Genomic DNA, 14,917 nt, shown 5'->3' with positions numbered 1-14,917 from the left:
CGCCGTTCGGGCTGGCCTGCGCATTTGCGTTTCCGCAACGTCGACTCAGGCTCAGGCTGCTGAAAATCGCCAAATAATTAGGGACATATAATAAGAAAAACCGCGTTTTATCGGGCACGCACGCACCCTGCTGGTGCATACCCCCCTGGGGAGGCCCATTTCGTGCGGCTCTTGATGCGTCACCCAATTAAAGACCGATGACGGGTAACATCAAAAATAAGGGACACACCCTATTTATTCCTATTGCACCCTACTCATGTCGGGGGTATTGTCCGTCTCCTGCACTGCAACATTACGACGCAGGCCCACTGCGGAGCGCGCCATGCCCCAAATTACCCCGATCGACTCCTGTCCCCCGCCCAAGGCGACCCCCATCGATGCCAGCCGCATCGGACTGCCGTCTGCCCAGGGCCTGTACAACCCGAAGAACGAGCATGACGCCTGCGGCGTCGGTTTCGTCGCCCACATCAAGGGCAAGAAAAGCCACGCCATCATCCAGCAGGGTCTGAAGATCCTGGAAAACCTGGACCACCGCGGCGCGGTCGGCGCGGACAAGCTGATGGGCGACGGCGCCGGCATCCTGATCCAGATCCCCGACACGCTCTACCGCGACGAGCTCGGCCATCAAGGCATCACGCTGCCGCCTCCCGGCGAGTACGGCGTAGCCATGGTGTTCCTGCCGAAGGAAACGGCCTCGCGTCTGGCCTGCGAACAGGAACTGGAACGTTCCGTGCGCGCCGAAGGCCAGGTCGTCCTGGGTTGGCGCGACGTGCCGGTGGACGTCGACATGCCCATGTCGCCTGCCGTGCGCGCCTGCGAACCCGTGATCCGCCAGCTGTTCATCGGCCGCGGCGCCGACGTGATGGTGCCGGACGCGCTGGAGCGCAAGCTGTACGTGATCCGCAAGACCGCCAGCCACGCCATCCAGAACATGCATCTGGCGCACGGCAAGGAATACTTCGTGCCCTCGGCCTCGGTGCGCACCGTGGTCTACAAGGGCCTGCTGCTGGCCGACCAGGTCGGCCGCTACTACCGCGACCTGGCCGATCCGCGCACGGTGTCGGCCCTGGCGCTGGTGCACCAACGCTTCTCGACCAACACGTTCCCCGCCTGGCCGCTGGCCCACCCGTACCGCATGATTGCCCACAACGGCGAAATCAACACGGTCAAGGGCAACTTCAACTGGCTGCGCGCCCGCGAAGGCATGATGCAGTCGGCCGTGCTGGGCGAGGACCTGAAGAAGCTGTACCCCATCGTCTACGAAGGCCAGTCGGACACCGCCACGTTCGACAACTGCCTGGAACTGCTGGTGAACTCGGGCTACTCGCTGGCCCACGCCATGATGATGATGATCCCGGAGGCCTGGGAACAGCACACGCAGATGGACGAAAGCCGCCGCGCTTTCTACGAGTACCACGCGGCCATGATGGAACCGTGGGACGGCCCCGCCGCGGTCGCGTTCACCGATGGCCGCCAGATCGGCGCCACGCTGGACCGCAACGGCCTGCGCCCGGCCCGCTACCTGGTCACCGATGACGACATGGTCATCCTGGCTTCGGAAGCCGGCACGCTGTCCATCCCCGAAAACCGCATCGTCAAGAAGTGGCGCCTGCAACCGGGCAAGATGTTCCTGATCGACCTGGAACAGGGCCGCATCATCGACGACGCCGAGATCAAGCTGCAGCTGGCCAACAGCCGGCCGTACCGCCAGTGGATTGAACGCCTGCAGATCAAGCTGGAATCGCTGCCGGCGCCGCGCCAGGCCGCCGTCGCCACGCAGTCGTCCGTGTCGCTGCTGGATCGCCAGCAGGCTTTCGGCTGGACCCAGGAAGACTACAAGTTCATCCTGGAACCCATGGCCACGACCGGCGAAGAAGTCATCGGCTCGATGGGCAACGACGCCCCGCTGGCCGTGCTGTCCGACCGCGCCAAGCCGTTCTACAACTACTTCCGCCAATTGTTCGCGCAGGTCACGAACCCGCCGATCGACCCCATCCGCGAACAGCTGGTGATGTCGCTGGTGTCCTTCATCGGCCCCAAGCCGAACCTGCTGGACATCAACAACGTCAACCCGCCGCTGCGCCTGGAAGTGTCCCAGCCGGTGCTGGATTTCGCCGCCATGGCGCAGATCCGCGACATCGAGCAGGTCACGGGCAAGAAGTTCCGCAGCTTTGAGCTGGACATCACCTATCCCGCCGCCTGGGGTCCCGAAGGCATCGAAGCCCGCGTGGCCGCGCTGTGCGCGCGCGCCGTGGACGCGGTGCGCAGCGGCTACAACATCCTGATCGTGTCCGACCGCCTGGTCGACAGCGAGCGCGTGGCCATCCCCGCGCTGCTGGCGACCTCCGCGGTCCACCAGCACCTGATCCGCGCCGGCCTGCGCACCAACACCGGTCTGGTCGTGGAAACCGGCTCGGCGCGCGAGGTGCACCACTTCGCGCTGCTGGGCGGCTACGGCGCCGAAGCCATCCACCCCTACCTGGCGCTGGAATCGCTGGGCAAGATGAACGACCCCGAAAAGGCGGTCAAGAACTTCATCAAGGCGATCGGCAAGGGCCTGAACAAGGTCATGTCCAAGATGGGCATTTCCACGTACATGTCCTACACCGGCGCGCAGATCTTCGAAGCCGTGGGCCTGCAGACCGCGCTGGTGAACAAGTACTTCACCGGCACCGCCTCCAACATCGAAGGCATCGGCATCTTCCAGGTGGCCGAGGAAGCGCTGCGCCAGCACCGCGCCGCCTTCAGCACCGATCCGGTGCTGGCCAACGACCTGGACGCGGGCGGCGAATACGCCTATCGCGTGCGCGGCGAAGAGCACATGTGGACGCCGGATTCCATCGCCAAGCTGCAGCACGCTTCGCGTGCCAACAACTACCGCACGTACAAGGAGTACGCGCAGATCATCAACGACCAGAGCCGCCGCCACATGACGCTGCGCGGGCTGTTCGAGTTCCGCTTCGATCCGTCGCGCGCGATTCCGCTGGACGACGTCGAATCCGCCAAGGAAATCGTCAAGCGCTTCGCCACCGGCGCCATGTCGCTGGGCTCGATCTCCACCGAGGCGCACTCGGTGCTGGCCGTGGCCATGAACCGCATCGGCGGCAAGTCCAACACCGGCGAAGGCGGCGAGGACGAACTGCGCTACCGCGCCGAAATGCGCGAAGGCAAGAGCACCATCAAGGACGGCGACACGCTGGCCTCGGTGCTGGGCTCGGACCGCATCGAAGCGGACGTCGAACTGAAGAAGGGCGACTCGCTGCGCTCCAAGATCAAGCAGGTGGCCTCGGGCCGTTTCGGCGTGACCGCCGAATACCTGTCGTCGGCCGACCAGATCCAGATCAAGATGGCCCAGGGCGCCAAGCCCGGCGAAGGCGGCCAGCTGCCCGGCCACAAGGTGTCGGAATACATCGCCAAGCTGCGCTACTCGGTGCCGGGCGTGGGCCTGATCTCGCCCCCGCCGCACCACGACATCTACTCGATCGAAGACCTGGCCCAGCTGATCCACGACCTGAAGAACGTGAATTCCAAGGCTTCGGTGTCGGTCAAGCTGGTGTCCGAAGTGGGCGTGGGCACGGTGGCCGCGGGCGTCGCCAAGGCCAAGGCCGATCACGTCGTGATCGCCGGCCATGACGGCGGCACGGGCGCATCCCCGGTGTCGTCCATCAAGCACGTGGGCACGCCCTGGGAACTGGGCCTGGCCGAAACGCAGCAGACGCTGGTGCTCAACCGCCTGCGCAGCCGCATCCGCGTGCAGGCCGACGGCCAGATGAAGACCGGCCGCGACGTCGTCATCGGCGCGCTGCTGGGCGCCGACGAATTCGGCTTCGCGACCGCGCCGCTGGTCGTGGAAGGCTGCATCATGATGCGCAAGTGCCACCTGAACACCTGCCCGGTGGGCGTGGCCACGCAAGACCCGGTCCTGCGCAAGAAATTCCAGGGCAAGCCCGAACACGTCGTGAACTTCTTCTTCTTCATCGCCGAAGAAGTCCGCGAAATCATGGCCCAGCTGGGCATCCGCAAGTTCGACGACCTGATCGGCCGCGCCGACCTGCTGGACATGCGTTCGGGCGTGGAGCACTGGAAGGCCCAGGGCCTGGACTTCGCCCGCGTGTTCCATCAAACGCAATCCGACGCCGACGTGCGCCAGACCGAAGAGCAGGACCACGGCCTGGCCGGCGCGCTGGACCACCAGCTGATCGAGCGCAGCAAGCCCGCGCTGGAACGCGGCGAGAAGGTGTCCTTCATCGTCCCCGTGCGCAACCGCAACCGCACCATCGGCGCCATGCTGTCGGGCGCGGTGGCCGCGCGCTACGGCCATGAGGGCCTGCCGGACGACACCATCCACATCCAGTGCAACGGCACGGCCGGCCAAAGCTTCGGCGCGTTCCTGGCCCACGGCATCACGATGGACCTGGTGGGCGAAGGCAACGACTATGTCGGCAAGGGCCTGTCGGGCGGCCGCATCATCGTGCGCTCGCCCAACGACTTCCGCGGCTTCGGCCCGGACCACATCATCGCCGGCAACACCGTGCTGTACGGCGCGCTGGCGGGCGAGGCGTTCTTCAACGGCGTGGCCGGCGAACGCTTCGCGGTGCGCAACTCGGGCGCGGCCACCGTCGTGGAAGGCACCGGCGACCACGGCTGCGAATACATGACCGGCGGCACCGTCGTGGTGCTGGGCACGACCGGCCGCAACTTCGCGGCAGGCATGTCGGGCGGCGTGGCCTACGTGTGGGATCCGGAACGCACGCTCAAGCAGCGCGCCAACCTGTCCATGGTCGAACTGGAAAGCATCGTGCCGCACGCGGAACAGCTCGCCCAGAACAACATCGACGTCTGGCACAGCGCGCAGCGCGGCGGTGAACGCGAAACGGACGAAACCATCCTGCGCCGCCTGGTGGAAGATCACTTCCGCTACACCGGCAGCTTCCGCGCCCGCGAGATCCTGGGCGACTGGGAAGCCTCGCGCGGCAAATTCGTGAAAATCATGCCGACGGACTACCGCCGCGCATTGGGTGAAATGTGGCGTGCAGCCAACCCGCAACAACTGGCTGCGTGAGGGATACCATGGGAAAGATTACCGGCTTTATGGAATTTCAGCGTCTGCAGGAGGCCTCCGAGGCCCCGCAGAAGCGGCTGAAGAACTGGCGCGAATTCGTGCTGCACCTGAGCGACGATCAGGCCAAGCAGCAGGCGGCGCGCTGCATGGACTGCGGCATCCCGTTCTGCAACAACGGCTGCCCGGTCAACAACATCATCCCGGACTGGAATGACCTGGTGTACCGGCAGGACTGGAAGCGCGCGCTGGACGTCCTGCACTCCACCAACAACTTCCCCGAGTTCACCGGCCGCATCTGCCCGGCGCCGTGCGAAGCTGCCTGTACCTTGAACATCAACAGCGACGCTGTCGGCATCAAGTCCATCGAACACGCCATCATCGACAAGGGCTGGGCCGAAGGCTGGGTGTCGCCGCAGGTGCCGGCGCGCAAGACCGGCAAGAAGGTTGCCGTGGTGGGCTCCGGCCCCGCGGGCATGGCATGCGCGCAGCAGCTGGCCCGCGCCGGCCACTCGGTGACGCTGTTCGAAAAGAGCGACCGCATCGGCGGCCTGCTGCGCTACGGCATCCCCGACTTCAAGCTGGAAAAGCACCAGATCGACCGCCGCATCTCGCAGATGGAAGCCGAGGGCGTGGAATTCGCGCCGTCGACTTACATCGGCAATCCCAGCGACCCCGTGGCCGACGGCCTGACGGTGCGCACGCCGGAATCGCTGCTGGCCGAGTTCGACGCGGTGGTGATGAGCGGCGGTTCGGAAACCCCGCGCGACCTGCCGGTGCCCGGCCGCGAGCTGTCGGGCGTGTACTTCGCCATGGACTTCCTGCGCCAGCAGAACAAGGCGGTGGCGGGCGACCGGCTCACCAACCAGACGCTGGCCAAGGGCAAGCACGTGGTGGTGATCGGCGGCGGCGACACGGGTTCCGACTGCGTCGGCACCAGCAACCGCCATGGCGCGGCCTCGGTCACGCAGTTCGAGCTGATGCCCCAGCCGCCGGAAAGCGAGAACAAGACCATGACGTGGCCGTACTGGCCGCTGAAGATGCGCACCTCGTCCTCGCACGAAGAAGGCTGCGAACGCGACTGGTCCGTGACCACCAAGCTGCTCCAGGGCAGCAATGGCAAGGTCGAAAAGCTGATCGGCGCACGCGTCGAATGGTTCAAGGACGAAGCCACCGGCCAGATGAAGATGCGCGAAGTCGAAGGCTCTGAATTCGAGATCAAGGCCGACCTGGTGCTGCTGGCCATGGGCTTCGTGTCGCCCGTGCAGACGGTACTGGACGCCTTCGGCGTGGACCGCGATGCCCGCGGCAACGTGCGCGCCAATACCGACGACTACCGCACCAACGTCGAGAAGGTCTTCACGGCCGGCGACATGCGCCGCGGCCAGTCCCTGGTGGTCTGGGCCATCCGCGAAGGCCGCCAGTGCGCGCGCTCGGTGGACGCCTACCTCATGGGCAGCAGCGAACTGCCGCGCTGATCGCCACGATCAGGCCGGGCCGGATCGCCGCCGAGCGCATTGCGCCGGCGGCGATTTTTTTTCCCGCGCCCCCGCCTGTTGCAACATAACCACTTTTCGATTGCGGTCTTTTCACGATTTGACACACATCAAGCGGGCCGGCCGCCAGGTTTGAGAACCTGTCGTCTCACCCAATGGAAAGATCGGAGAAGAGAATGTTTTCGCTGAACGGCCGTATCCGCGCCACCGCCATCGCCGGCCTGATCGCCGCTGGCACGCTCGCCGCCCCCGCGCATGCCCACGAAGCGGGCGACGTGCTGTTCAAGGTCGGCGTGACGCAGGTCCGCCCCTCGTCCAACAATGGCACCGTGCTCAACGGCAGCGTCGGACTCGACGTCAACAACAACGTACGCCCGAGCTTCACGCTGACCTACATGGCCACGCGCAACATCGGTATCGAACTGCTGGGCGCCTGGCCCTTCCAGCATGACGTCAGCGGCAGCGGCCTGGGCAAGATCGGCTCGACCAAGCAATTGCCGCCGACGCTCAGCCTGCAATGGCACATCCTGCCCGACAGCATGATCCAGCCGTACATCGGCGTGGGCATCAACTACACCCACTTCTTCGACACCAAGGCGGAAGGCGCGCTGAAGGGTTCGGACCTGAAGCTGGGCGATTCCTGGGGCGTGGCCGCTCAACTGGGCGCTGACTTCAAGATCAACGAGCGCTGGTTCATGAACGCAGACATCCGCTACATCGACATCCGTTCCAAGGTGAAGCTGGACGGCCAGCACATCGGCACCGCGCGCATCGATCCGTGGGTCGCGACGATCGGCGTCGGCTACCGCTTCTAAAGGCAAAAGGGCCGCGCGCCAGGCGCGGCCTTCCTCAGCCTTGCGGCGCCTCCAGCTTGTGCCGCAGGGCCTGCAACGCCGGCGTGTCGTCGTCGGCGCGCCAGACCAGCTGGGTCAGGGCCCGGCCATGCGAGCCGGACAGGGCGCCGATGCGCACCGTGTGCTCCGCCCCCAGCACCGCCAGCACCGAACGCGGCACAATCGCCACGCCCGAGCCCGCCGCCACGCAGGCGACGATGGCGTGGTACGAGGCGAACTCCATCACCTTGCCGGGCGCGATACCTTCCTGGTTGAGCCAGGATTCCAGGATGCGCCGGTATGAGCATCCCGACGCGAAGGCAATCACGCTGCGGTCGCCCAGGTCCTTGGGACTGTCGATCGGATCCCAGGCCAGCGGCGAGATCAGCGCCAGTTCTTCCTTGAACGCGTCCATCGTGGCCAGGCCATCGCCCGGAAAGGGCTGCGCCACGAACGCGGCCTCGATTTCGTAGTTGCGCACCTTGGCCGCCAGCGCGGCCGACGTGCCGGTCACCAGTTCGATCCGCACCTGCGGCCAGGCCGCGTGATAGGCCGCCAGAATCGGCGGCAGGCGCGCGGCCGCCGTGCTTTCCATGGTGCCGATGCGCAGCACGCCCTGCGGCGAGCCGTCGCGTACCGCGGCCTGGGCTTCGTCCGCCAGGCGCAGCAGTCGGTCGGCGTAGGACAGCAGCACCCGCCCCTGGTCAGACAGCACCAGCCGGCGGTTCTGCCGCCGGAACAGCGGCGCCTCCAGCGAGGCCTCCAGCTGCTTCAGGCGCGTCGACACGTTGGACTGCACGCGGTTCAGATGGGCAGCGGCGCGCGCCACGCCGCCCTGGTCGGCAACCGCCTTGAAGATCTGCAGCGCATCCAGGTCCAAGTTTCTCATTTTGAGAACTCACTATCTTAATAATTCACTATTAATGATATTAGTACAGCCGTAGAGTAAGGGCCATGTCAACGCCCAATTACCCTTCCTCGTCACGCAGCGCTGCCGCCCTGGCATGGCCGGCGGCTCTGGCCCTGGCCGCCGCCATGGGGATAGGCCGGTTCGCCTTCACGCCGGTCTGGCCCCTGATGGCCCAGGAAGCCGGCCTGTCGCTATCCCAGGGCAGCTGGCTGGCTTCGGCCAACTACGCGGGGTATCTGCTGGGCGCGCTGGCTGCGGTCGCCTGGCCCATCCGCCGGCTGCGGGGCACGCTGGCGGCCAGCCTGCTGGCGGTGGCCCTGCTGACGCTGGCCATGCCTGTCTGGCATGGCATGGCGGTCTGGTGCGCACTGCGACTGGCCGCCGGCTACGCCAGCGCCAGCGCCTTCATCTGCGTGGCGGCGTGGCGGGCAGTGGCCGCGGGCGATCCGCGCGAGGCGGGCGCGTCCGCAGTGACCTACGCCGGCGTGGGCGCGGGCATTGCGCTGACGGGGCTGGCCTGCCTGGCGCTGGCAGACTGGGACGCGCGCGCCGACACGGTCTGGTTCGCGCTGGGGGGGCTGGCGCTGGCCCTGTCCGCGATCGCCTGGCCGGGGTTGCGCCGCCAGGCGGCGCCAATGCCAGCGCAATCGGCCAGCGCCGCCGCACCCGCCGCCCGGCTGCCACGCGACATCCCCGCGCTGGCGCTGCACTATGGCGCGTTCGGCGTGGGCTACATCATTCCGGCCACCTTCCTACCGGCGATGGCGAAGGAAATCATTCCCGACCCGGCCATCTTCGGCTGGGCCTGGCCCCTGTTCGGCATGGCCGCAGCGGTGTCCTGCCTGCTGGTGCCCCGCCTGGCACGGGGCCGCGACAGCGTGCAAGTCTGGCGCGCCGCCCAGGCGCTCATGGCGCTGGGCATGCTGGCCGTGGCGCTATGGCACCACATCGCCGCCGTGATCGTGGCCGCGGTGCTGGTGGGCGGCACCTTCATGGTGATTACGCAGGCGGGAATGCTGGCCGCCAGGCGTTCGGCCGGCGCCGCCGCGCCGCGCGCGGCGGCCCTCATGACCGCGGCTTTCGCCGCCGGCCAGATCCTGGGACCGCTGTTGGCGTCCTGGGCGGCGCATTGGGGCGCCGGGCTGCCGCAAGTGCTGGCGGCCAGCGCGGCACTGTTGGCGTTGTCCGCATGGCGTTTGGGAAAGATCACGACAGATGACGTGGCCGCTGGGCATAATGCGATCGGCCCGCGGGCCCGTTCACATTAAAAAAACAAAACCAGGAGTCATCTGTATGAAAGCATTGCGTCCCCTTATTGCCGCCCTGGCAGCCACCGCCGCCTTCAGCGGCGCCGCCCAGGCCCAGACCGCCGACTGGCCGGCCAAGCCCATCACCATGATCGTGCCCTACGCGCCGGGCGGCTTCGCCGACACCCGCGTGCGCCTTTTGGCGCGCAAGCTGGGCGACACGCTGGGCCAGCCCATCGTGGTCGAGAACAAGGCAGGCGCCGGCGGCGTGGTCGGCACCAACCTGATCGCGCGCGCGGCGCCGGACGGCTACACCATCGGCACCGGCAATCTGGCGCCCATGGCGGTCAACCCGACGCTGATGAAGGACATGCCCTACGATCCGCAAAAGGATCTGGCCCCGATCATCCTGATCGAAAACAGCCCGCTGGTGCTGAGCGTGAACAACGAACTGCCGGTGAAGACGCTGGCGGACCTGATCGCGCTGGCCAAGAAGCAGCCCGGCAAGCTGTCCTTCGGCTCGTCCGGCGTAGGCGGCGCACACCACCTGTCCGGCGAAATGTTCCGCGAACAGGCCAAGATCGACATCGTCCACGTCCCGTACAAGGGCGGCAGCCTGGCCGCGACGGACCTCATGGGCGGCCATATCTCGATGATGTTCGAAATGGGCTATTCCGCGTTGCCCGCGATCCAGGGCGCCAAGATCCACCCCATCGCGGTCACGTCCGCCAAGCGCCTGGCCGTGCTGCCCGACGTGCCCACCATGGCCGAATCCGGCCTGCCGGGCTTCGAGTCCTACAACTGGCAGGGCATCGTCGCCCCCGCCGGCACGCCCGCGCCCATCATCGCCAAGCTCAACGCCGAGTTCAACCGCATCCTGAAGGAACCGGACGTGCAGAAGGCCATCGCCGACACCGGCAGCCAGGCGGGCGGCGGCACGCCCGAGGAATTCGGCGCCTTCATCAAGAGCGAAACCGAGAAGTGGGCCCACGTCATCAAGGCTGGGAACATCCAGCTTCAGTAACCTTCCAGGAGTAATTCCATGGCTACCCGTCTGATTGATCTGCTCAAGCTGCACCATCCCATCGTCCAGGCCCCCATGGCCGGCGGCGCCACGACGGTGGAGCTGGTTTCCGAAGCATCGAAGGCGGGAGTCCTGGGTTCGCTCGGGGCGGCCTATATGAGTCCCGAGCAGATCGAGGCGGCGGCGCGCGACATCCGTGCTCGCACGCCGCTGCCCTTCGCCATCAATCTGTTCGCATCGGTGCCGGAAGAACCCATGCGCGGCGACGCCAGTCGCATGCTGGCGCTGATGGCGCGCTACCACCAGCAGCTGGGCCTGCCGGCGCCCGCCGCGCCCGGCCCGCAAGCCGATCCGCTGCCGCAGCAGATCGAAGCCATCCTGCGGGTGCGTCCGGCCGTCTTCAGCTTCACCTTCGGCCGCATGCCGGCCGCGGCCATCGCGCGCTGCCGCGAACTGGGCATTCTGACCGTGGGCACCGCGACCACCGTGCGCGAAGCGGTGGCCCTTGAAGCGGACGGCGTGGACGCCATCGTGGCGCAAGGCGCCGAGGCCGGCGGCCACCGCGGCACCTTCCTGGACGGTTTCGAGGAATCGCTGATCGGCACCATGGCGCTGGTGCCCCAGGTGGTCGACGCAGTCTCTGTCCCTGTTATTGCATCTGGCGGCATCATGGACGGCCGCGGTATCGCCGCCGCCTTGGCCCTGGGCGCCGATCTGGCACAAATGGGGACGGCTTTCTTGACGACCGAGGAATCCGGCATCAATGAAGCCTACAAGGCGCTGCTGCCCGCCTCCCGGGCGGAACAGTCGCGGGTGACCCGTGCGTTTTCGGGCCGGCCTGCCCGCGGCATCGAAAACGCCTTCATGCGCGAGGCCGACGCGATTGCGGCCGACATCCTGCCTTACCCCCTGCAGAACGCGTTGACGCGCCCCATGCGCACGGCGGGCGGCAAGGCCGGCAACACCGACATGCTGTCCCTGTGGGCCGGCCAGGGCGCGCCGCTCGCGCGGCGCGAGACCACCGCCGACCTGGTCGCGCGGCTGGCCCGGGAGACCGCGGCGGCGCAGGCGCGCCGCTGAGCATATTGTTCCCTGAACCGAAAACACTGTTCCACGCGCGGGCTCTCGCGTTGTGATTACAAAGCGTCGGGCTACAATGGCGCCTCGCCGCCGGGAGCCCAGGCCCGACCTCGCCCCCGGCATATGAGTAACAGGGCGCTTCCCGACGCCGCCTGTCTTCGCCGCGCCGGCCATGAATTTTGCCGGTCGCATCGACCGGACAGCAGGGCAAGCTCCGCCGCCGAAACACCCTTTCGTTGCCCATGCCCGCTCAAACCAGCAAGACCCCGGAATTCGCCCTGCGCCTGGAAGGTGTGGCGCTAGGCTATGGTGATTTCACCGTCTTGCGCGACATTTCCATGGACGTGCGCGCCGGCCAGGTGGTCGCCATCATGGGCGGCTCGGGTTCGGGCAAGACCACGCTGTTGCGCGCGGCCACCGGCCAGCTCACCGCGCAGCGGGGCCGGGTGCTGGCCTTCGGCCAGGACATGGCCCACGTCAGCCGCACCGAACTGCAATCGCTGCGCACGCGCATGGGCGTCCTATTTCAGCAGGGCGCGCTTTTCACTGACCTGAACGTTTTCGAGAACGTGGCCTTCCCGCTGCGCGAACACACCAAACTGGCGGAGCCCGAAGTCACCGAGCGCGTGCTGGACAAGCTCGACGCCGTCGGCCTGCGCGCAGCCGCGCACCTGAAAGTGGCGGAAATCTCCGGCGGCATGGCCCGGCGCGTGGCGCTGGCCCGCGCCGTCGTGCTGGAACCCGAACTCATTCTGTATGACGAGCCGTTTGCGGGGCTGGACCCGATCTCGCTGGGCATTACCGCCCGCCTGATCCGCAACCTGGCCGACCGCCTCGGCTGCGCCTCGGTGCTGATCACGCACGACGTGCATGAATCGTTTGCCATCGCGGACCAGGTGTACCTGGTCGGCCAGGGCAAGCTTGCCGCGGCCGGCACCCCCGAAATGCTGTCGGCCTCGCAAGACCCCTACGTGCAACAGTTCCTCAAAGGGGAGCCCGACGGCCCCGTCGCGTTCCAATATCCCGAGACGCCCGCTTTCAAGAAGTGGCTTTCGCAACAGGAGGGCCGCCGCGCATGAGCGGATCCAACAACGCCATCGGCGCGCTGGGCGGCTGGGTGCGCAACCGCGTTTCCGGCATCGGCTACTTCACCCGGTTCTTCGGCGCCATGCTCGCTCGCAGCGGCATTGCGCTGTCGCGTCCGCGGCTGGTGTCGCAGCAGGTCCATTTCATCGGCAACTACTCGCTGCTCATCATTGCCGTTTCCGGCATGTTCGTGGGCTTCGTGCTGGGGCTGCAAGGCTATTACACGCTGAACCGCTACGGCTCTGAAGAAGCGCTGGGCTTGCTGGTGGCCCTGTCGCTGGTGCGGGAACTGGGACCCGTGGTCACGGCGCTGCTGTTCGCGGGCCGTGCGGGCACCTCTCTCACGGCCGAAATCGGCCTGATGAAAGCCGGCGAGCAACTCGCGGCCATGGAAGTCATGGCCGTCGACCCCATCCGCCGCGTGCTGGTGCCGCGTCTGTGGGGCGGCATCATCGCCATGCCCATCCTGGCGGCGGTGTTCTCCATGGTGGGCATCCTGGGCGGCTGGGTCGTGGGCGTGCTGCTGATCGGCGTGGACGCCGGCGCGTTCTGGTCGCAGATGCAAAACGGCGTCGACGTCTGGAAAGACGTGGCCAATGGCGTCATCAAGAGCCTGGTCTTCGGCGTCACCGTGACGCTGGTCGCGCTCTATGAGGGCTGGCAAGCCAAGCCCACCCCCGAAGGCGTTGCCCGCGCGACCACGCGCACCGTGGTGGTGGGCTCCCTGGCGGTACTTGGGCTGGACTTCCTGCTCACCGCCTTGATGTTTGGAAATTGATACGGATCGATCATGTCTCGCGAAAAAACCGACTTCTGGGTAGGCCTGTTTGTATTGCTGGGCGCGGTCGCGCTGGCGTTCCTGGCGTTGCGCGCCGGCAACTTGAGCACCTTTTCTTTCGCCCCGACCTATACGCTGACGGCCAACTTCGATAACGTAGGCGGCCTCAAGGTGCGCGCGCCCGTCAAGAGCGCGGGGGTCGTCGTGGGCCGGGTTGCCGGCATCTCGTTCGATGACAAGACCTTCCAGGCGATCGTCTCGGTCAACCTGGAAACGGCCTATCAGTTCCCCAAGGACACTTCGGCGTCCATCCTGACGTCGGGCCTGCTGGGTGAACAATACCTGGGCCTGACTGCGGGCAGCGAAGAGGAAAACTTTGTCGACGGCGGCAAGATCCGCTACACGCAAAGCGCCGTGGTGCTTGAACAACTGATCAGCCAGTTCCTGTACGGGTCGGCCGAGAAGCAAGGCTCGAGCGCGCCGGAACCCGCCGCGAAAACGCCAAATTAAAGACAATGCGACAGACGCGGTAACAGCAGCGCGTCCAAGGTACGCAATATCATAAGAATCGTTGATAGGGATGCCCTGATCATGAATAAGAAAACCATTTGCAGGATTGCCACCGTTGCCGCCGCGGGCGCGCTGATGGCAGGCTGCGCCGCGCCGCAGAACCCGGATCCCCGCGATCCCTGGGAAGGCTTCAACCGGGGCGTCTACAAATTCAACGACACCGTCGACCGTGCCGTCTTCAAGCCGGTGGCGCAGGCCTACACCTTCGTCACGCCGCAGCCGGTGCGCAGCTGCGTGCACAACATCTTCAGCAACGTCGGTGACCTCTGGTCCGGCGCCAACAGCTTCCTGCAGGGCCGCGGCCACGACTTCGTCAACACGCTGGGCCGCTTCCTGTTCAACACCACCATGGGCGTGGGCGGCTGCTTCGACGTCGCCTCGGCCAACGGCGCGCGCCGCATCCCGAACGACTTCGGCACCACGCTGGGCGTGTGGGGCTTCAGCCAGGGTCCGTACCTGGTGCTGCCGTTCTTCGGCTCGTCGTCGGTACGCGACGGCGCTGGCCTGATCGGCGACTACGCGGGCACCACCTACGGCTACATGGGCGTCGATTCCATCGACAACGTGCGCCTGCGCAACTCGCTGTGGGGCCTGCGCGTGGTGGACACCCGCGCCAGCCTGCTGAGCGCCACCGACACCATCGACCGCGTCGCGCTCGATCCCTACAGCTTCGTGCGCGACGCCTATCTGCAGCGCCGCGCCGCCATGGTGCTGGGCCAGAAGGTGGACGACGAGTCCTCGCTGCCCAACTACGAAGACGACGAGGACGACGCCGCCCCCGCCGCGCAGCCGGCGGCTCAACCCGCGGCGCAACCTGCGGCCAAGTAAGCCGCG

11 protein-coding genes are annotated in these 14,917 nt (G+C 66.7%); 10 read left to right on the top strand and 1 reads right to left on the bottom strand.

Going from position 1 to position 14,917, the window contains the following annotated elements:
* The first annotated feature begins 322 nt into the window (after positions 1 to 322).
* The 3 genes from IB258_RS16915 (at position 323) to IB258_RS16905 (ending at position 7,370) form a co-directional block, all read left to right on the top strand.
* Entirely contained in the window at positions 323 to 5,062 is a 4,740-nt protein-coding gene (locus tag IB258_RS16915) for a glutamate synthase-related protein (RefSeq protein ID WP_054455466.1), read from the top strand.
* A gap of 8 nt (positions 5,063 to 5,070) precedes the next feature.
* Positions 5,071 to 6,537: a glutamate synthase subunit beta gene (locus IB258_RS16910; protein WP_054455468.1), complete on the top strand. Its 1,467-nt coding sequence runs from the start codon at positions 5,071 to 5,073 to the stop codon at positions 6,535 to 6,537.
* A 194-nt stretch (positions 6,538 to 6,731) separates the two neighbouring features.
* Positions 6,732 to 7,370 carry an OmpW family protein gene (locus IB258_RS16905; RefSeq protein ID WP_054455471.1) on the top strand — a complete coding sequence of 213 codons (639 nt, stop codon included), beginning with the start codon at positions 6,732 to 6,734 and terminating at the stop codon, positions 7,368 to 7,370.
* 34 nt (positions 7,371 to 7,404) lie between these two features.
* On the opposite strand, the gene IB258_RS16900 is transcribed toward IB258_RS16905, so the two are convergent.
* Positions 7,405 to 8,277 carry a LysR family transcriptional regulator gene (locus IB258_RS16900; protein WP_054455473.1) on the bottom strand — a complete coding sequence of 291 codons (873 nt, stop codon included), beginning with the start codon at positions 8,275 to 8,277 and terminating at the stop codon, positions 7,405 to 7,407.
* A 65-nt stretch (positions 8,278 to 8,342) separates the two neighbouring features.
* Between IB258_RS16900 and IB258_RS16895 the strand changes: the two genes are divergently transcribed.
* From IB258_RS16895 to IB258_RS16865, 7 genes are all read left to right on the top strand, one after another.
* Positions 8,343 to 9,566: a YbfB/YjiJ family MFS transporter gene (locus tag IB258_RS16895; RefSeq protein ID WP_192352930.1), complete on the top strand. Its 1,224-nt coding sequence runs from the start codon at positions 8,343 to 8,345 to the stop codon at positions 9,564 to 9,566.
* A gap of 25 nt (positions 9,567 to 9,591) precedes the next feature.
* On the top strand, positions 9,592 to 10,569 hold the full coding sequence (locus tag IB258_RS16890; RefSeq protein WP_054455477.1) for a tripartite tricarboxylate transporter substrate binding protein: 978 nt from the start codon (positions 9,592 to 9,594) through the stop codon (positions 10,567 to 10,569).
* A gap of 18 nt (positions 10,570 to 10,587) precedes the next feature.
* Positions 10,588 to 11,649, top strand: coding sequence for a nitronate monooxygenase family protein (locus IB258_RS16885; RefSeq protein WP_054455479.1), 1,062 nt, complete (start codon positions 10,588 to 10,590; stop codon positions 11,647 to 11,649).
* A 242-nt stretch (positions 11,650 to 11,891) separates the two neighbouring features.
* Entirely contained in the window at positions 11,892 to 12,728 is an 837-nt protein-coding gene (locus IB258_RS16880; protein ID WP_054455481.1) for an ABC transporter ATP-binding protein, read from the top strand.
* Positions 12,725 to 13,513 carry a lipid asymmetry maintenance ABC transporter permease subunit MlaE gene (gene mlaE, locus IB258_RS16875; RefSeq protein ID WP_054455483.1) on the top strand — a complete coding sequence of 263 codons (789 nt, stop codon included), beginning with the start codon at positions 12,725 to 12,727 and terminating at the stop codon, positions 13,511 to 13,513. Before IB258_RS16880 ends, mlaE begins: the two co-directional genes overlap by 4 nt.
* A 12-nt stretch (positions 13,514 to 13,525) precedes the next feature.
* On the top strand, positions 13,526 to 14,023 hold the full coding sequence (gene mlaD / locus IB258_RS16870; RefSeq protein ID WP_054455485.1) for an outer membrane lipid asymmetry maintenance protein MlaD: 498 nt from the start codon (positions 13,526 to 13,528) through the stop codon (positions 14,021 to 14,023).
* 81 nt (positions 14,024 to 14,104) lie between these two features.
* Positions 14,105 to 14,911, top strand: coding sequence for a VacJ family lipoprotein (locus tag IB258_RS16865; protein ID WP_054455487.1), 807 nt, complete (start codon positions 14,105 to 14,107; stop codon positions 14,909 to 14,911).
* The last annotated feature ends 6 nt before the right edge of the window (positions 14,912 to 14,917 follow it).

The sequence above is a fragment of the Achromobacter sp. ACM02 genome (genome assembly GCF_014851605.1).
Lineage (GTDB): Bacteria > Pseudomonadota > Gammaproteobacteria > Burkholderiales > Burkholderiaceae_B > Achromobacter > Achromobacter aegrifaciens.
This window is presented reverse-complemented; position numbering and strand designations above follow the sequence as displayed.